The organism is Streptosporangium heterodermiicola (assembly GCF_051390675.1).
Classification (GTDB): domain Bacteria; phylum Actinomycetota; class Actinomycetes; order Streptosporangiales; family Streptosporangiaceae; genus Streptosporangium.
The window spans coordinates 63,694-82,691 of the sequence record NZ_JBPJSR010000022.1 but is presented as its reverse complement, the minus strand read 5'-3'; the positions used below and the strand labels follow the sequence as shown (position 1 = coordinate 82,691).

6 protein-coding genes and 1 pseudogene are annotated in these 18,998 nt (G+C 74.0%); 5 read left to right on the top strand and 2 right to left on the bottom strand.

Annotation, left to right across the window (positions count from 1 at the left end; translation table 11 throughout):
- Window positions 1-72: 72 nt before the first annotated feature.
- On the top strand, window positions 73-858 hold the full coding sequence (locus tag ACSC1Q_RS34815; protein ID WP_436762968.1) for a TetR/AcrR family transcriptional regulator: 786 nt from the start codon (window positions 73-75) through the stop codon (window positions 856-858).
- A gap of 107 nt (window positions 859-965) precedes the next feature.
- Here ACSC1Q_RS34815 and ACSC1Q_RS34810 read toward each other — a convergent pair whose 3' ends face one another.
- Window positions 966-1,352 (bottom strand): tautomerase family protein, encoded by a 387-nt coding sequence (locus ACSC1Q_RS34810; RefSeq protein WP_436762967.1) that lies wholly within the window; start codon window positions 1,350-1,352, stop codon window positions 966-968.
- A gap of 50 nt (window positions 1,353-1,402) precedes the next feature.
- Between ACSC1Q_RS34810 and ACSC1Q_RS34805 the strand changes: the two genes are divergently transcribed.
- Both ACSC1Q_RS34805 and ACSC1Q_RS34800 read left to right on the top strand, forming a co-directional pair.
- The gene (locus tag ACSC1Q_RS34805) at window positions 1,403-1,882 is read left to right on the top strand and encodes a MarR family winged helix-turn-helix transcriptional regulator (protein WP_436762966.1); all 480 of its coding nucleotides are present in this window, start codon (window positions 1,403-1,405) and stop codon (window positions 1,880-1,882) included.
- A 107-nt stretch (window positions 1,883-1,989) separates the two neighbouring features.
- Window positions 1,990-2,139: pseudogene (locus ACSC1Q_RS34800) on the top strand (zinc-binding dehydrogenase); the annotation flags it as partial.
- On the opposite strand, the gene ACSC1Q_RS34795 reads toward ACSC1Q_RS34800, so the two are convergent.
- The gene (locus ACSC1Q_RS34795) at window positions 2,136-3,041 is read right to left on the bottom strand and encodes a LysR family transcriptional regulator (protein ID WP_436762965.1); all 906 of its coding nucleotides are present in this window, start codon (window positions 3,039-3,041) and stop codon (window positions 2,136-2,138) included. The pseudogene ACSC1Q_RS34800 and the gene ACSC1Q_RS34795 sit on opposite strands and share 4 nt — an antisense overlap.
- Window positions 3,042-3,116: 75 nt before the next feature.
- Between ACSC1Q_RS34795 and ACSC1Q_RS34790 the strand changes: the two genes are divergently transcribed.
- Both ACSC1Q_RS34790 and ACSC1Q_RS34785 read left to right on the top strand, forming a co-directional pair.
- Window positions 3,117-4,478, top strand: coding sequence for an aspartate aminotransferase family protein (locus ACSC1Q_RS34790; RefSeq protein ID WP_436762964.1), 1,362 nt, complete (start codon window positions 3,117-3,119; stop codon window positions 4,476-4,478).
- 359 nt (window positions 4,479-4,837) lie between these two features.
- On the top strand, window positions 4,838-18,913 hold the full coding sequence (locus ACSC1Q_RS34785; protein ID WP_436762963.1) for a hemopexin repeat-containing protein: 14,076 nt from the start codon (window positions 4,838-4,840) through the stop codon (window positions 18,911-18,913).
- Window positions 18,914-18,998 lie beyond the last annotated feature (85 nt).

Below are 18,998 nucleotides of genomic sequence, written 5' to 3'. Positions count from 1 at the left end.
GCCCGGTCCGGCCGGGTCCGACCGGGGCCGCCGGGCCGTCCGGCAACGCCCGAACCCGCGAAAGGGGACACCATGGTCCGCCCTGAGGCGCCGCTCACCCCGGCGCGCGCCGAACCCGGCACCACCACCGGTACGGCCACCGGGACCGGGGCCGGGGCCGGGAAGGGGGCCGGGGCCGGGGTCGTGACCGGTGCCGGGGTAGTGACGGGGCGCCGCGAGCGCAAGAAGCTGGCCACCCGGGCCGCCGTACGGGAGGCGGCGCTGCGTCTGGGGCTGCGTCACGGCGTGGAGAACATCACCGTCGAGCAGATCGCCACCGAGGCCGACATCGCGCTGCGGACCTTCTTCAACTACTTCTCCAGCAAGGAGGAGGCGGTGGTCGCAGTGGTGGCGGCCGGGGCCGAGGCGTTCACCGCCGAGTTCCGCGCCCGGCCCCGGACCGAGTCGGTGCTGTGGGCGCTTCGCCAGGCGGCGCTCGCCGTCGTCGACCAGGACGACGAGACCAGCCGTGACTACGTCAGGGCGACCCGGCTCATCTCCAGGACGCCGTCGCTGCTGCCCCACCAGCTGGCCCTGCTGGCCTCCCAGGAGAAGGCGCTCGCCGAGGCCATCGCCGAACGCCTCCGGTCCGGCGCCGCGCCCGCGCCGAGCGGGATCTATCCGGCACTGTGCGCGGCGACGGCGCTGACGGCGCTCCGCGTGGTCCTGGGCCGGTGGCTCCAGCACGCCGGCGGCCTCGACGAGACGCCGCCCATGGACCTCCTGCGCCAGGAGATCGACCAGGCGATCGCCGACCTGGCCGCCGGGCTGGACCGGCCGGGATCGGCCGACGTCGGCGATCCCCCGGTCACCCCCTGAGAGACGCCGGGTTCCTTGCCGGAGCGGCCGGCCTGCCCCTGCCGGTGGGCGACGCCGGCCGTCACCCCTTTTAAAAGTGCCGGGTTCCCCGATGGGCGGGGGCGGGGTCAGCCGTCGACGATCACACCTCCGATCGCGGTGCGGCCGGCCGGGGTCGCGACGAGCTCGACCGAGATGGTGTCACGCAGGTGCGCCCCGAGGACACCGGCGGTGGCGTCGGTGACGGTTCGTACGAGCCTGGCGATGATCTCGCCGCTGTCGGGGCGGGCGAACGCGGCTTCGCGGATACCGAACAGGATCGCGGGCGGGGCCTCGTCGACCGGCTCGCCCCGCAGGCCCCAGCGTCCGGCGGGCACGCCTTCGAGGTGGACGACCGCGACGTCGCGCGCCCACTCGCCGTACACGCCGGCCACCGCGTCGGTCAGCGCGGCGATGAGGGCCGGTTCGTTGCCTTCGAGCTGCGGCTCCAGGACCCGGACGGTCAGATGTGGCATCGTGGACCTCTCGTTTGTTCCCAAATTAGCTTTATGTTCAAAGGTAATAGGTGAGGCGCCAGATGGTCAACGACGCGGACGGCATGACGTCCCAGCAGGCGGTGCGGTCGATGCTGCTGCTGATGCCCAGGCTCGTCGGGCGGGCCAAGCGGCTGCCCGTCCCCGAGCCGCTGCGGACGCTCGATCTCGCGCCCCGCCACCTGTCGCTGCTCGCCTACCTGCAGTACGACGGCTCTCTCACCGTGAGCGGGCTGGCGGAGCGGCTGGAGGTCGCTCCGACGACCGTCAGCCTCATGGTGGGCGACCTGTCCCGTCGCGGCGTCCTGACGCGGCAGGAGGACGACGCCGACCGGCGGCGGCGGGTCGTCGCGATCGCACCGCGCTACGCCGAGCCGATCCGCGAGTGGCTGTCGGGCAGCGCGCTGGCGTGGGCCGAGGTCCTGGCCGACCTCACCCCGGCCGAACGCGCCACGATCGTGCGGACGATGCGCGCCTACGAGACCGCCCTGGGCAGGCGGATGCCCACCTGAGGCGAGTGAGAGGCGAAGCCGCGGTCGCCCGACGGTGAGGGCGATCTCCCCGGCCGGAGATCAATCACGTGCGGAGAGCGGGGTCGGCCCCTGGAGAGGGGCAGCCGGACGGCCGGCTGCGGGTGCCGGTCGCGGCGGCGTTCCCGCTCGCCCAGGCCGCGGCCGCGCACGAGCTGAGCGAGACCCGCCACGCCCGCGAGAAGATCGTGCTGGTGAACCGACCGGACGCCCGCGACCGGTCACCGCGTACGGGCTAGGCGGGTTCCCGCTCGCGGGCGCCGGCGCGAAGCTGTGCCACCGCGCGGGCGATGAGGTCGCCGCGGCGCCGGTCCTGGCGGGCGTGCACGACGACGCGCCGCAGGACGGCGGGGCGGACCAGGGGCCTGGCGACGACCCCGCCGGGGAGCTCCGCGACGGCCAGGCGCGGCAGGACGGTGACGCCGACGCCCGCCGCCACCAGCCGCAGCGCCGCCCGGTGGTCGTCCAGGCGGGCGGCGTGGCGCGGCGTGAAGCCGGCGGCCCGGCAGGCGGTCACGATGATCTGCCCGATCGGGCTGTCGTAGATGTCGTGATCGATCCAGGGCTCCGCTTCGAGGTCCCTGAGGGCGAGCTCGGGGGCCTCGGCGAGGGGGTGGGCGGCGGGCAGCACGGCGACGAGCTCCTCGACGGTGAGCTCGTGACGCCGGTAGCCGTCGAGGTGGACCCCGGCCCCGCCCGCGGGCTCGGTCCGGATGTCGAGGTCCGGCCGCCGGCGGCCGCGCCCGTCGACGGGCTCGTTGAGGCTGATCTCGACGGTGAGGTTCGGCTGGTGCCGGCGGACGGTCCGCACGACCTCCGGGATCCACCGCTCGGCCGCCGAGGCGAAGCAGGCGATCGCCAGGTGCTGCGCCTGGCCGCCCCGCAGGTCCGCGACGACGCGCTCCAGGCGCCCGAAGTCGGCGAGGAGCGACTGGGCCTGGTCCGCCAGGTGCCGCGCGGCGTCGGTGGGGCTGATGCCGCGCCCCTGCTTCTCGAAGAGGACCAGCCCGGTCTCCCGCGCCAGGGTGGTCATGTGCTGGCTGATCGTCGCGGGCGAGTAGCCGAGGTTGCGTGCCGCCCTGTTGATCGACCCGGCGGCCAGGACCGCGCGCAGGATCGCGAGACGTTGCGGGTTGAGCATGGCGCCAAAGATAAGGCAACACCGAACGGTGAGGCGTATTCGTTTGCTTGTTACGAGCTTTGCCGCCGATGGAGGATGGCATCGGGCAGGACATCCGGTGTCCTGCCGGACGCGGCGAGAGGGCTGGCGATGGACACGACGTTCTGGGACGATGCGGACCGCCTCCTGATCCGCTACGGAGCCGGCTTCACCCCCCGGGTCATCGAACGCGCCGCGGGCTCGTACGTCTTCGACCGCCGGGGCACGCCGATCCTCGACTTCACCTCGGGGCAGATGAGCTCCATCCTCGGCCACTCGCACCCGGACATCGTGGCGACGGTCTCGGCCGCGGTCGCCTCGCTGGACCACCTCTTCAGCGGCATGCTCAGCACCCCGGTGCTGGAGCTCGCCCGCAGGCTCACCGCGACCCTGCCCCCGGCGCTCGCCAAGATGCTGCTGCTCACCACGGGAGCCGAGGCGAACGAGGCCGCGATCAAGATGGCCAAGCTCTCCACCGGCCGCTTCGAGATCGTCTCCTTCGACCGCTCCTGGCACGGCATGACCCAGGGGGCCGCCGCCGCGACCTTCTCCGCCGGGCGGCACGGCTACGGTCCCCCGATGCCGGGAAACCTCGCGCTGCCCACGCCGAACGCCTACCGTTCGCCGTTCCGGGCCTCCGACGGCTCCCACGACTGGGAGGCCGAGCTCGCCTACGGCTTCGCCCTGGTCGACCGGCAGTCCGCCGGAAGTCTCGCCGCCTGCCTCGTCGAGCCCGTCCTGTCCTCGGGCGGGATCATCGACCTGCCGCCCGGCTATCTGCGCCGCCTCAAGGAGATGTGCGCCGAGCGCGGGATGCTGCTCATCCTGGACGAGGCGCAGACCGGTCTCGGCCGCACCGGGACGATGTACGCGTTCGAGCGCGACGGGGTCGCGCCCGACATCCTGACGCTGTCGAAGACCCTGGGAGCCGGGCTGCCCGTGGCGGCCGTCGTCACGACCGCCGAGATCGAGCGGGTCTGCCACGAGCGGGGTTTCCTCTTCTACACCACCCACGTCTCCGACCCCCTGGCGGCCTCCGTCGCGCTGACGGTCCTCGACGTCATCGCCCGCGAGAACCTCACGGAGCGCGCCGCGCGGCTGGGCGCCCAGCTCACCGACCGGCTGCTCGCGCTTCGCGACACCTACGAGGTCGTCGGCGACGTCCGCGGCCGTGGCCTGCTGCAGGGGGTCGAGCTCGTCAAGGACAAGAGGGGCAAGGTGCCCGCCGACGCGCTGGGCAACGCGATCACCTCGGCCTGTCTCGAACGGGGCCTGCACATGAACATCGTCCAGCTGCCCGGGATGGGGGGCATCTTCCGTGTCGCCCCGCCTCTCACGATCGGCGACGACGAGCTGCACGCCGGTGTGGACATCCTGGAGGCGTCTCTCAAAGCCGTGCTCGACGCCACCGCCAGGTGAGGCGAAAGCGGTATTCGCCCGGTATTCGCCTAATCAAAAGGGTTGTCCGAAAAGCGGCTTTTACCCAGAGGGTGCAATTGGCGGTTATTGACCAACCCGATTAGACCGCCCAGTTGAGAGGCTATGGCCAACCTCGTATGAGGTTGATACTATTCGTCCGCTTAGCTTACGCATGCATGATCTTTCGCTCGGGGATCCGAGGTCGGCTGCGGTTTTTCGCCCCACGGGGGACTGGCGGCAGCACCCTCAAGGACGGCGCGCCGATACGTCCTGCCCGAAACGTCAGGCAATTCCCTGCCCGCTCCATGCCCATGTGAATTGCGCACGCCCGCGCCCCCGCGGCCCGCCCAGGAGGATTTATGCAGCCGGCCGACTCTCTCCCGAGCTACGAGCAGTTGTTCGGCGAACTCGACTTCCGCGAGCAGGACGAGTCCCGTTCCGTGTACTCCCCCGCCGCCTACCTCGCCGAACTGATCCAGCTCCTCGGCAACGACGCCCCGGCCGGGCTGCTCGGCGACCTCCTCTCCCGGCGCCCCGCCATCGGGAACGTTCCACTGGACGGCGCGAACACCTACACCGAGCTGCCCTACCTCGACGTGGTCAACGAGGTCCTGGAACAGGAGCTGACCCGGGGCCGGACGGTCGGCGCCGACCAGGTGCTGCGGGCGCTGCGGCACCCGTTCACCATGCCGTTCTCGCTGCGGCACGAACGGCTGCGCCGGCTGCTGCACCACCTGCAGGTCGAGCCCGCCGAGCTCTACCGCCACCTCGCCGACACCCCCGCCCCCGACGTCGTCGCCCGCGAGTACCTGGGGCTCACCCCCGACGACGTCAAGGTGCTCACCACCCCGCTCGGCGACGGCCCCGTCCTGCGCGAGCACTGGGGGCTGGACGCCGACGCCGAGGAGAACCTGCGCACCCTGGAGGCGGTCCCCCGGTTCCGGCAGGCCGCGTCGCTCACCGGCGCCGAGCTGCGGGAACTGCTGTACGGCGGCCTCGGCGCGGCCTCGACCGGCGGGACGCCACCGGAACGCTCGGCCGCGTCCGCGCTCTTCGTCCACCACGGCGGCCCGGTGGTCGTCCTGGACCCCGGGGAGGAGCGGCTCGTCTGCGCCGACGACCCCGCCGACCCCTACGACGACGGCGAACCGATCCCGGCGGCCTGGTTCGACCGCGTCTCCCGGTTCGTCCGGCTGGCCCGCCGCACCGGCCTGACCCTCACCGACCTGGACCTGGTGCTGCGCGACTGCTGCGGCAACCGGATCGACGCCCGCGCGCTGCGCCACCTCGCCGTACTGCTCCACCTGCACCGCGGCCTGGACGTGCCGATCGACGTCGCCGTCAGCCTGGTCGCCCCGATGAACACGCTCGGCGCGGGCGACGGCGAGACGCCGCGCGACCTGTTCGACCGGGTCTTCAACGTGCCCTTCGCCACGGCCGGCGCCCCGGTGATCCTCGGATCGGCGCGGGTGCCGCACGGCTACGCCGGCCGGCCGGTGCTCGCCTGCGCGGGCGACGTCCTCGCCACCCGCAACAGGGACTACCGGCGGCGGGTCACCGCGGCGCTGTCCCTGACCGAGGACGAGCTGGCCGCCCTCGTCACCCGCTTCCGGGAACGGTCCACCCCGGACGACACGGCGCAGCCGCTCCCGTTCGACCGCGCGACCGGCCCGGCCGAGCTGTCGCTGCTGCACCGGATCCACCGGTTCTCCGCGGCGCTCGGCGTCTCGGCCGAGGAACTGCTCGACGTGCTCGACGCCCTGGAGAGCGACCCGGCGCTGCGGCGGCACACCACCTTCCCGCTGCTGATCGACACCGGGGCGGGCACCGGCGACCACCACGCGGTCCTGGCCGGCGGGGACGTCGCCTCAGGCCTGTGGCTGGCGCAGACCCTGCTGGCCGTGGTGCCGTGGATGCGGTCGGCCGACCTGACCGGCCGGGAGCTGGCCACGGTGCTGGGCGCCGCGGCGGCACGGGCCGAAGCCGGTGGGCGCGGCGGGCCCGGTGCGCGGGCCGGGCTGAACGGGCAGGCCGTCCCGGGCGGCTGGGAGGAGCCGGACGCCGACGCGGCCCTGCTGGCGGAGCTGCGCCGCCGCTTCGAGGAGCTCGCCCCCTCCCCCGGCCTGTTCGTCTCCCCCCGGTTCGGGCCGCGCGCCGCCGCGGTGATCCACGACATCGCCGTCGCCCACCCGGACGGCGTGGTCTCGCGCCGCGACGCCCGGCTGCTGCGCGTCGAGGCCGCCCACGCCGCGGCCGCCGCCTACAACGCCCTCACCGAGCTGGACATGGTGGTGGGCGGCGACCTGGAGGGGATCGGGCTCGGCGACCGCCTCGCCGTCAAAGTCTACACCAACCTGGTCATCGCCGGACATCTGGAGCCGGGCGGCGCCCTGGTCGCGGACCGGCTGCCGGACACGCCCGCGAGGCTGCGGCTGGCCCGTGACTTCGGCGGGTACCGCGACGCGCTGTTCGGCCTGCTGCGCGACCTGTGCCCGGTGCCCGGCCCCGGACAGCAGCTGCCGGACCCGGCCGTCTTCTTCCCCTCCGACCTGGCGAAGCTGGCGGACCTGGACGACGCCGGGCGCGCCGAGCTGTACGACAACCTGATCTTCAACGGCCACCTCGACGACGCGGGGACCGTGCTGCGGCCCGGCTTCTTCGCCCTCCCGCACAACCGCGCCGCGTTCACGGTGAACGCCGACCTGAGCGGCGTCGCGGCCGCCGTGCACGCCCGCCTGGGCGAGCTGGCCGCCCGGTTCACCGGCGGCGCCGTCGCCTTCGACCCGGCGGTCCTGGCCGCGCTGCCGCTGTCACCACGGCAGGTCACCGCCCTGGTCGAGAGCCTGCGCTTCAACGGCCACCTCGACGCCGGCGGCTTCTTCGCCGACCCGGCGGCGCTGCTCGACCCCGGTCTCGGCGAGCTCGCGCTGGCCCTGGAGTTCTACCCCCACCGCCGGCACGTCCTTGACCTGCTGCGCGGCCGGCTCACCAGGGCCCGCGCCGAACTCCTCGCCGTCACCCCGGCGGACTTCCTGGACATCACCGACCCGGCCGCCGCGCAGCGGGCCGCCGACCTGCTGGACGGCGCCCACCTGGCCGACGACCGGGTCCTGCAGGGCAGCAAGGCGTTCTTCGCCGACCCGGCGAACCGGCTGGAGCTGGCCGGGTTCACCGCGGCCGAGAACTCCGCGATCTTCCAGCGGATCGCCACCGCCCTGGCCGACCACCGCCCCTACCGGGTCGACCCGGCGGCCTCGGCCGAGTTCGGCTTCGACCCGGGCGAGCGGGCCCAGCTCGTGGCCAGGCTGGTCAACGCCGGGCACCTCACCCCGGAGCTGGGCGTTCCCGAACACCGGCTCGGCTACTTCGCCGAGGTGTACAACGCGCTGGACTTCGTCCTGCCCGGCCTGGAGGACTTCGCCAAGGACGTCTTCTTCCTGCTGCACGCCGTCGCGGTGCGGACGAACGCGGCGATCGCCGAGATCACCGCCAGGCTGGAGGCGCTGGCCGCCCGGCAGGGCGCGGCGCTGCTGGCCGTGCTCCAGGACGAGCTGGGGGCGAGCGCGCCGGTCACGGCGGCGGCCTGCGCGGCGGTCACCGGCGGGGCGGGCGCGGCGGTGGAGCTGCTGGCCGCCCCCGCGCTGGCCGGGGCCGGACGCGGCGCCGACCTGCCCCCGGACTCGCGCGCCGCCCTGCGGCGGATCCGGGCCGTCGCCCTGCTCGCCGGGAAGTTCGGCCTGGACGCCGATCAGATCGTCCTCGCCTTCCGCGACCAGGACCTGGCCGGCAAGTTCCCCGAGCCGCTGGCCGCGCCTCGCGGCGTCGACCGGATCGACGCCCTGCTGGAGAGCTCCGACGGCAACGTCTACCTGTTCCTGGACCGGGAGTGCTGGGTGTACGGGCCCGGCTACGTCCGTACCGGCGAGGAGGCGGTGCCGCTGGCCACGCTGTCGGCCCGCTTCGCCGACCTCGCCGGCGTCGACGCCGCGTTCAGCGACGTCACCGGCACCGACTGGATCATCGGCCGTGACACCGGCGGCGTGGCGCGCACCTTCACCCGGCAGCGCGGCGGCGCCCGGTGGGCCCCGGACCAGCGGGAGTGGGGCGTGGTCGAGAACTCCTTCGACGCCCCCGCGGCGATCGACGCGGCGTTCACCGACGAGGAGGGCCGGGTCTACCTGTTCTGCGGCGACCAGTACGTGCGCTACTCCGGGACCGGGCGCGAGCACGTCGACCCCGGCCACCCCCGCCGGATCGCCGGATGGTGGCAGGACAGGCAGCACGGGCACCGTGACCAGCACAGCCAGCACAGTCAACCTGGCCTGCACGGCGCCGAGCTGCCCGAGCGCTTCCGCCGCTCGCTGGACGCCGCCTTCCGTGGCACCGACGACACCACCTACCTGTTCTCCGGCGACCGGTTCCTGGCCGTGGAGGGCGCCTCGGACGCCGCCGACGGCCCCCTGGACGGCATCGCCGCCGAGCGGCCGGTCGCCGAGGTCTGGGGGCGGATCCGCAACGCGTTCGCCGAGACCGGCCGGATCGACGCCGCCTGCGCCGACGGCGCCGCCTACCTGATCTTCTCCGGCGACCAGGTGTTCCGCTACTCGGGCGACGTCGAGGGCACCGTCGGGGGCGACGCCGAGGGCACCGTCGGGGGCGGCGAGCCTCGGGCCGACGCGGGCTTCCCGCAGCTGATCGAGGCGTTCCTGCCGGAGGCCCCCGCCGAGTTCACCGGCGGGCTGGAGGCGGCGTTCCGCGACACCGCCGGGGTGCTGCACCTGTTCAAGAACGGCAGGACCGTCGCGCTGCGCCCGGACGGGCCGGACATCGCGCCCACCGCGCAGCGCTGGGGGACCCTCGGCGCCGCCCTGCCCGGCGGCACGGTCGACGCGGCCTTCGTCGGCCTGGACGGCCGCACCTACCTGTTCTCCGGCGACCGCTACCTGCGCTACTCCGGCGCCGACTACTCGACGGTGGACCCCGGCTACCCCCGGCGCGTCGCCGACGACTGGGGCGGGCTGCTGCGGGTGGACGCCGCGTTCACCCTGGGAGGCGCCACCCACCTGTTCGGCACGGCCGGGCTGATCACCACCCTCCCGCTGGAGCACGCCGCCGACCTGGACGCCGGCCGGCTGCCGCACCCGGTGCGCCGGCTGCTGCTGGAGCACGGCATCGCCGCCGCCGAGGACGCGCCCGTGTCCGGGACCGGCCCCGAGTGGCATCTCACCGCCGACCACGGGATCCGGCTGGCGCTGCGCCGCGCCGCCGACCCGGCCGCCGTGGACCCCGTCACCGGCAGGCGGGCCTTCGGGGAGCGGATCGAGGTGCGCTACGCCGCCGGGGGCGAGGAAGCGGACGCCTCCTTCCACGTGCGCTACTCGACCAGGGACTACACCGTCCCCGACGCCGCCCACCCGCAGGCGCTCGCCGCCGGCCGGTGGAACCTGCCCGACGCGCTGGCCGACGCCCCGTTCACCCGGGTGGACGCCGCGTTCACCGGCCGCGACGGCTTGATGTACCTGTTCTCCGGCGACCACTACGCCACCTTCGACAACAAGCACCGCTGGTGGTCGGAGCCTCAGCCGCTGCGCCGCCGCTGGGACGACCTGCCCTTCGACCGGGTCGACGCGGCCCTGCTCGGCAAGGACGGCCGCACCTACCTGTTCTCCGGCACCCGCTACGTGCGCTGCTCGACCGGCGACCACACCCGGATCGACGACCGCCACCCGGCGACGATCACCCGCTTCTGGGGCAACGTCGTCAACGCCATCGCCCGCACCGGGCGCGTCGACGCGACCCTCGTGGCCGACGACACCGGCGCCGACGGCGTCGTGCGCACCCGCACCTACCTGTTCTCCGGCAACCAGTACGTCCGCTACACCGGCACCGACCTGTCCACTCCCGACCTCGGCTACCCGCAGGTCCTGGCCGCGCTGCCGCGCGAGCCCCGGCTGGCCGGTCTCAAGGAGGCGCCGGCCGCCCTGGACGCCGCGTTCGCCGACCTGGGCACCGTGTACCTGTTCGGCGGCGGGCAATGCCAGGCGATCTCCCAGAGCGCCTACCGCCGCTACGGCGACGCCCTCGCCGAGCCGGTCGGCTGCGCGTTCGAGCAGGACGGCTCCCCGCTCGCCGAGCACGGCGACGGCTGGTACCTGCACGGCCAGCCGGAACGCGAGGCCGTCGCGCCGCGACGGGCCCGGCCGAGGTTCCCGCGCGCGGTGCCGCCGGAGTTCCGAGCCGACCTGGACGCCGTGCTGCACGGCGCCGACGGCAACACCTACCTGTTCAAGGGCGCGTCCTGCTTCGACGCCCGGCTGGGGCGGGCCTACCCGCTGGCCGAGGAGTGGGGCCGGTCGCGCAACAACGTCTACCACGACAACGCGGTGGACGCCGCGTTCGTCGGCACCGACGGCAGGACGTACCTGTTCAGCGGCGACCAGTTCGTGGCCTACGACGGCGCCGCCGCGATGGACGCCGACGTCGAGGGCGCGCCGCTGCCGATCGCGGCGCACTGGGGCGGGCTGACCCGGGTGACGCTCGCCTACGTGCGGGACGCCACCACCTACCTGTTCGAGCCGCCCCGGCCCGACGGCACGATGCGCTACGTCACCTACACCGGCCGCGACTACACCCGGGCGCCGCAGGGCGGGGTGCCGCGGATCGCCGACGCCGGGTTCTGGGGCGTGCCCGAGGAGCACCTCCCCGCCGGTTTCACCGTGCCGGACGCCGTGCTGTCCGTCGGCGAGAGCACGCTGCTGCTGTTCGACGGCCTGTACGTGCGCCGGGACCCGGCCGCCCCCGCCGGTGCGACGACCGGCGGGCCGGTGACCGCACCGGCCGGGGCCTGGTCGCAGCCGCGCCCGCTGGAGCGCGCCTGGCGCGGGCTGGCCAAGGCCGACGGCCTCACCAGCGCGTTCGTCGGCCGCGACGGCGCCACGTACTTCTTCTTCCCCGGCGAGTTCGCCCGCCACGACGGCACCCTGGCCGCGCGGCGGCCGATCAGGGACGCCTGGGGCCGGACCCGCAACAACTTCCTGGGCACCGGCGACGACGTCGTCGACGCCGCGTTCGCCGACACCTCCGCCGACGGGAGCCGGGTCACCTACCTGTTCTCCGGCGACCAGTACGTCCGCTACACCGGCACCTCCTACCGGCACGCCGACCCCGGCTACCCCAGGCCGATCGCCGGCAACCTGCGCGCCGAGGAGGCGTTCACCGGCCTGCCGGTCTCCTTCGACGAGGATCTCGCCGACCGGCTGGAGACCAGCGGGCGCTCCATGATCGACGCCGTGACCGGGAGCGGGCGCACCGTGCGGATCCTGTCGGGCACCGTCTGCCACGTGCTGTCGCGCGGCCTGAGCGCGCGCTTCGACCAGACGGCGCTGGCCCGGGTCCGCAACACCGTCGCCGAGCGGCGGCGGGTCGACGCCGCCCTCGTGATCGGCGGGGCCGCCGGAGGGGAGGGCGGCCCGCGCACCCTGCTGTTCTCCGGCGACCAGTACGTGCGCTACACCGGCACCGGCGGCTACGACCAGGTCGACGAGGGCCACCCCCGGAGCATCGCCGAGGCGCTGCCGGCCGAGCTGGGCATCGCCGAGCTGCCCGAATCCTTCCGCGACGCGATCGACGCGGCCTTCCAGGACGCCGACGGCGCCGTGTACCTGTTCGCCGGACCCCGCTACCTGCGCGTCCACGACGGCCAGGTGAGCGAGGCGCCGATCGCCGGCGCCTGGGGCGTGGTGGACAACGCCTTCCGCCGCCCCGGGGCGAGCGTGGAGGCCGCGTTCACCTCCCGCGACGGCGACCTGTACGTCTTCTGCGGCGGCCAGTACGCCCGCTACCGGATGACCCGGCTGAAGACCGTCGAGGACGGCTACCCTCGGCCGGTGGCCGGCGACTGGGGCAACCTGCCCGAGGCGTTCGACGCCGGGCCCGACGCCGCGTTCTCCTTCGAGGGCCGCGCCTACCTGTGCCGGGACACCGAGCACGTCCGCTACTCCGGCGACCGCTACGACACCCCCGACCGGACCTACCCGCAGCCGTGGCGGCACCGCTGGTCCGGCACGGCCGACTTCCGGCTGAGCGACGTGCGGACGATCGCCCGGTTCGCCGAGCTGGCCCGCGCCCACCCCGGTGACCTGGCCGCCTTCCTGCTGCCCGGCGAGGCCGCCGTCGAGGACCCCTACCGCTACCTGGCCGGTCTGTTCGGCTGGGACGCCGACGAGATCCGGTGGTGCCGGCGGCGGGTCGGCCTGCTGACCGACGGCGCGGCCGACGAGTCGCTGTTCGAGCTGGAGTTCCTGATCCGGATCGCCGGCCTGTTCGCGTTCACCGCCCGGCTGGGCACCGTACCGTCCGCGCTGCACGCCGACGTGTGGTCCCGCCTGTACGCCGACGGTGGCGACCAGGCGCTGGACGCCGCCGCCGAGGCGTTGCGGGAGCTGCTGATCGGCCGCGGCGACCCGGCGGACCGGCCGGCGCTGCGGCGCGTCCTGCACGACGAGCTGAACGTGCTGCGGCGCGACGCGCTGGTCGCGGCCGTGCTCGCCCGCGGCCCCGGCGACGGGCTGCGCACCCCCAGGGACCTGTTCGACCGGCTCCTGATCGACGTCGAGATGGGTCCCCGCGGCACCACCTCCCGGGTCCGGGAGGCGATCGCCGCCGTCCAGCTCTACGTGCACCGCTATCTGCTCAGCCTGGAGACCCCCGCGATCGCGGTGGCGAACGGGTCCGCCGGGGTCGTCGAGCCCGCCGAGGAGGTCCGCCGCCGGATCCGCGAGTGGTGGCAGTGGATGCGCGGTTACCGGCTGTGGGAGGCCAACCGCAAGGTCTTCCTCTACCCGGAGAACTACCTCCGGCCCGAGCTGCGCGCCGACCGCACCCCGGCCTTCCGCGCGCTGGAGGGCGACCTGCTGCAGAACGAGATCACCGCCGCGACGGTGGAGCACGCCTACAAGCGCTACCTCGACGAGTACACCGAGGTCTCCCGCCTCACCATCGCGGGCGGATACGTCTACACCAAGGACCGGGCGGCCGACGGCCCGTACCGGCTGGCGCTGTTCGGGCGCACCAAGACCGACCCGCGCCGCTACTACCACCGCCGGGCCGAGTTCGCCAGCCGCGACCGGCTGTCGGCGTCCTGGGAGCCGTGGCAGAAGGTCGGCCTGCAGATCGACGCCGACCAGGTGCACCCGGTGCACGCCTTCGGCCGGATGTTCGTGTTCTGGGCGGCCGTGGAACCCGTCGCCGACGACGCGGCGACGACCACCGTGGTCGCCGAGTCCAAGGGCGACGGCCAGCAGGTCAGCGGCAAGCCGCCGACCCGGCAGATCAAGATCTTCTACTCGTTCGAGAACCTGAACAAGGAGTGGGTGGCGGCCCAGACACTCGGCGTCGGCGCCCCGCGCAGCGGCACCCTCGACGGCGTCACCCTGGTCATCCAGCCGGTCGCCGACGGCGAGGACCGCACCTCCGTCGTGGTCGCCTGCGCCTACACCGTCACCACGCCGAACCCGCCGGACAAGGACGGCAAGCCGCGCGACCCGACCGTGCGGCGCACCGGCCTGATGTTCTCCCTCAGCCCCGAACTCGTCGCCGAGGACCTCACCGAGCGCGCCCTGGCCGACATCCCCGGCATCTCCGGCCTGCCCTTCGGGATCTTCCACGGCCCCGTCCTGGAGGTGCTGGCCGGGGCGTGGGTCGCGGGCGAGACCGACGACAAGGTCGCCCAGGCCCTCGCCGCGGCGGCCGGACGGGTCGCCGAGGTCTTCGTCGACCCGGTGAGACCGGTCGACGTCGTCCGGTTCGACACCCCGGTCGCCGCCGAGTCCGGCTCTTGGTTCAGCGTGGACGTCAAGGGCGGCAGCTTCCTGTGCCGCCCGGCCGACACGGGCCCGGACGACTCCGCCGGCCTGCTGCCGCTGGAGGGCAACGACGACGGCCTGCCCCCGTGGGCGCAGGTGGACGCCGCGGTCGAGCTGCCCGGCGGCGCCCGCTACTTCTTCGACAACACCACCGGCCAGTACGCGGAGTCGGTGCCGGGCAAGGTCCCGGACGGGGCACCGGCGGGAACACCCGCGGGCGCGCTGAGCGGGCGGCTGGCCACCGCCTCCCGATGGGGACTGGTCCCCACGGTCCTGCCCAGGGCCGACAAGGTCGACACGGTGCTCACCCGCGGCCCGCACACCTTCGTCTTCTCCGGGCAGCGCTACGTCCGCTTCACCGGCGTCCCCTTCCAGGTCGTCGACGAGGGCTACCCGAAGAACATCAAGACCAACAGGGACGGCCTCCCGCCGTGGACGAAGGTGGACGTCGCCTTCACCACCCCCGACGGCGTCGAGTACTTCCTCTCCTACGGCCTGGGACGCTACATGACGTCCGAGGACATCGCCGCCGGGGCGGCCAAGAACCCTCCGGAGGCCCCGGCCGACCACCGGCTGGAGGACCTGTCGGTCTTCGAGAACCTGCCGGGCACCTTCAAGCCGCTGGACGCGGTGCTGGTCAACGGCCACTTCGCCTTCGCCTTCGCCGGTGACTTCTACGCCCGCTACACCTGGAGGACCGACTCCAACGGGCACGGCAGGGGGCAGGGCGGGCAGCGGCGGCGCCGGTTCGTCCTCGACGAGCTGGAGGGGCAGAGCAGGTACCCGCAACCCCTCGCCGGCAACCGGGCGGGCCTGCCGCAGACCCGGGTCAACGCCGCCGCGTGGCGCGAGGACGTCACCTACTTCTTCGACAACGGCGACAACGGCACCGCCGGCGGCACCGGCAGCGGCTTCTACCGGAAGATCACCTCCGGCGGGACCGCCACCCGGCACAGGATCAGCGCCACCACCCTGCTCGCCTCGACCGGCAAGGCCGGCGCGGCCTACACCGGCGACGGCAAGCTGTACCTGACCAGCGGCACCGAGTACGTCCGCTACACCCTCGGCGACGACGGCCTGCCCGGCCGCCTCGTCGACCCCGGCTACCCCAGGCCGCTGACCAGGGAGATCAACACCGCCTTCACCCGCGCCGGCAAGGTCTACCTGTTCTCCGGCGCCGCCTACGCCCGAGCCGCGACCGGCCGGGGACCCGACGAGGCCGGCGAGTACCTGCCGGTCGCCGGTGCCTGGGGCGGGCTGCCCCGCGAGTCGCCCACCCCGTTCGACGCCGCGATGGACTCCGGCGAGGGCCTGTTCCTGTTCGCGGGCGCCTTCTACGTCCGCCGCGCCAGGACCGCGGCCGTGCCCCGCCCCTACGAGCGCACCTCCCTGCCCTTCGAGATCATCCGGCTCACCACCGGCACCGCCGCCGCGCTCAACCAGCGGCTGCTGTCGGGCGGCGTGGCCGCGCTGCTGGACACCGCCACCCAGGAGAGCGACGAGGTGGCCGTCACCACCGACCCCGAGGCCACCGCCGCGGTCCGGGTCCGCGAGGACACCGTCGACGAGGGGCGGCTGCCGACCGGCGCGCACCTGGACTTCCAGAGCGCCAACGGCGTCTACTACTGGGAGATCTTCTTCCACGCGCCGCTGCTCATCGCGCAGGCGCTCAACGAGGCACAGCGATTCGAGGACGCCAAACGCTGGTACGAGTACGTCTTCGACCCGACGAACCCGCGCGGCCACTGGCGGTTCCTGCCCTTCCTCGGCGCCGACCTGCGCGCCCTCGCCGACGGCTGCGCCCGCGACCTGGAGGTGCTGCGCGAACTCGGCGTCCCCGCCACGACCGTCGAGGACGCCGGGCTGCCGGACGTGCTGGCCGCGCTGCGCAGGCTCGCCGCCGCCGACACCGGCGACGGCAAGCCCCGCGAGAGCGACCTGCTCACCGTCACCGCCGACGACACCCACCTGGCCATCGCCGCGGCCGTCACCACGCTGGCCGCCACCACCGGGCTCACCACCGGGCAGGCCGCCGCAGTGACCGCGCTGGGCGAGCGCACCGCCGTCCTCGCCGACCTGGAGAAACAGCTCCGCGCCCTGGGCGGCCGGGCCGACCTGCTGCGCGCCTACCGCGACGACCCGTTCGACCCGCACGCCATCGCCCGGCTGCGCCCGGTCGCCTACCGCCGCGCCGTGGTGATGGGCTACATCGACAACCTGCTCGACTGGGGCGACATGCTGTTCCGGCAGTACACGCCGGAAAGCGTCGACGAGGCGCGGATGCTGTACATCCTCGCCTACGACCTGCTCGGCGACGCCCCCGAACGACTGGACACCGCCCTGCCACCGAAGACACGGACCTTCACCGACCTGGACCGGGAACCCGGCGACCTCGACCTGCTCGGCCACCTGACCGGCGGCGGCTCCCTGCTCGAACAGGCGGGCCAGGTCCACGCGAGCGTGGCCGACTCCTACTTCCACATCCCCGACAACAGCCTGTTCGCCGAATACTGGGAACGGGTCGTCGACCGGCTGCGCAAGATCCGCGACTCACTGAACATCCTGGGCGTCAGCCAGCCGCTGCCCCTGTTCGAACCGCCCCTGGACCCGATGCGGCTGGTACGCGCCGCCGCCACGGGCATCCCGCTCGGCGAGGCCGCCGCGGCCGCGACGACCGTACCGGTACCGCCGCAGCGCTTCCCCGTCGCCCTGCGCCGCGCCCAGGAACTCACCGACCGGGTCCGCCAGTTCGGCGCCGACCTGCTGGGCGTGCTGGAACGGCGCGACGCCGAGGAGCTGAACCTGCTGCAGGTCAGGCAGGAGGGCACCATCCTCGGCCTCACCCTCGCCGCCCGCCGGGCACAGGTGCGGATCGCCGAGGAGGACCTCGCCGAGCTGCGGGAGAGCCTGGCCTCGGCGAAGGGACGCTCCGACCACTACGGCGGCCTCATCGACGGCGGGCTGTCGCCGCTGGAGCACGGCCAGCTCGCCATGATGTCCACCGGCGCCGCCCTGCACGTCGTCGCCGCCATCCTCAAGACCGGCGCCGCGTTCGCCTACCCGGCACCGCAGGTCAAGGCCGGGCCGTTCATCCTGGGCACCGAATGGGGCGGCGAGCAGGTCGGCCGGGGCCTGGACAAGGCCGGCGAGGTGGCGGAGTCCTCCGCCGAGGGCCTCAGCATGATCGGCGAGGCACTGGGCGTACGCGCCCAGCACGAGCGCTCCGTCGAGGACTGGAGACTGCAACGGGCCATCGCCGGCAGCGACATGCTCCAGATCGGCCACCAGATCACCGCCGCGAACCACCGGCTGGAGGCCGCCCGCCAGGAACTGCGCGTCCTGGAGCAGGAGATCGTCCACAACACCTCGGCCGCGACGTTCATGCGCGACAAGTTCACCGGCGCCGAACTGTACGGCTGGCTCTCGGCACGATTGTCCGGCCTGTGCTTCCAGGCCTACGAGCTGGCCTACGACGCGGCACGGGCGGCCGAGGCGGCGTACCGGTTCGAACGCGGTGTGCGCGACGGCGAACCCGAGCTCATCCGCCCGGCGTACTGGGAGAGCCGGCGCAGCGGCCTGCAGGCGGCCGAGAGCCTCGGCATGGACCTGGAGCGGCTCGGCCAGGCCCACGCCACCGGCAACACCCGCGGCCTGGAGATCACCAAGAAGGTGTCCCTGCTGGAGCTGGACCCGGTGGCGCTGCTGCGGCTGCGTTCCGGCGGCCGGTGTGAGTTCACCCTGGGCGAGGACCTGTTCGGCCGGGACTTCCCCGGCCACTTCCTGCGCCAGATCCGCACCGTGTCGGTCACCTTCGCCGACGCCGCGGGGGAGCCGCTCGGACTGAACGCCACGCTCACCCAGCTCACCAGCAAGACGGTGCTGGAGGCCGACCCCAAGGCGGTCAAGTACCTGCTCGACCCGCAGGGCGAGGCCCCCGCCACCCTGCGCGGCGACTGGCGCCCCGGCCAGCGGATCGCGCTGTCCCAGGCCGAGTACCCGCAGGAGAACAACGGCCTGTTCGAACTGCGCTACGACGACGAGCGCTACCTGCCCTTCGAGGGCACCGGCGCGGTGTCCACCTGGCGGCTGGAACTCGGCGGCGGGCCGCGGGGCGCCACCGCGGCCCGCGCCCTGACCGACGTGACGCTCACCGTCCGCTACACCGCCGAACACGGCGGCGACGTGTTCACCGAGGCCGTCAAGGGCATGCTCCGCCCCTACCCGGCCGCCCACCTCATCGACGTGGCCCGCGACTTCCCCAAGGAGTGGGCGGCCTTCCTCGACGGCGGCGACCCCCTCGTGCTGCCGCTCTCCCCCGACCTCTTCCCCGCGATGAGCAGCCGGCGGATCACCGGCCTGTACGCCAGGTACGAGTACGCCGGCGAGGGCACGGCCCGGCTGGTGCTGGAGACCGGGCGGCGGCTCCCGCTCGCCGACGGCGTCCCGCTCACCACCCCCGGCCTCAGCCTCAACGGCGGCGGCCCGTCCCCCTGGGCCTTCACCGCCGAAGGCGACCGGAGCGCCCTGGGCAACGTCACCCTGGTGCTCACGTACCAGGCCGCCGTCCGATGACCCTCCCGCGCCGGGGCCCCGGGCGGAGGGCCTCCGGTCCCCGCCCGGGCACCGGGGGCACGACGCGGCCGACCACCCAGGAGGA

Coding starts and splice junctions, on each gene's coding strand:
- ACSC1Q_RS34815 (WP_436762968.1), top strand. CDS start 73: ATGGTCCGCCCTGAGGCGCCGCTCACCCCGGCGCGCGCCGAACCCGGC.
- ACSC1Q_RS34810 (WP_436762967.1), bottom strand. CDS start 1,352: ATGCCACATCTGACCGTCCGGGTCCTGGAGCCGCAGCTCGAAGGCAAC.
- ACSC1Q_RS34795 (WP_436762965.1), bottom strand. CDS start 3,041: ATGCTCAACCCGCAACGTCTCGCGATCCTGCGCGCGGTCCTGGCCGCC.
- ACSC1Q_RS34790 (WP_436762964.1), top strand. CDS start 3,117: ATGGCATCGGGCAGGACATCCGGTGTCCTGCCGGACGCGGCGAGAGGG.
- ACSC1Q_RS34785 (WP_436762963.1), top strand. CDS start 4,838: ATGCAGCCGGCCGACTCTCTCCCGAGCTACGAGCAGTTGTTCGGCGAA.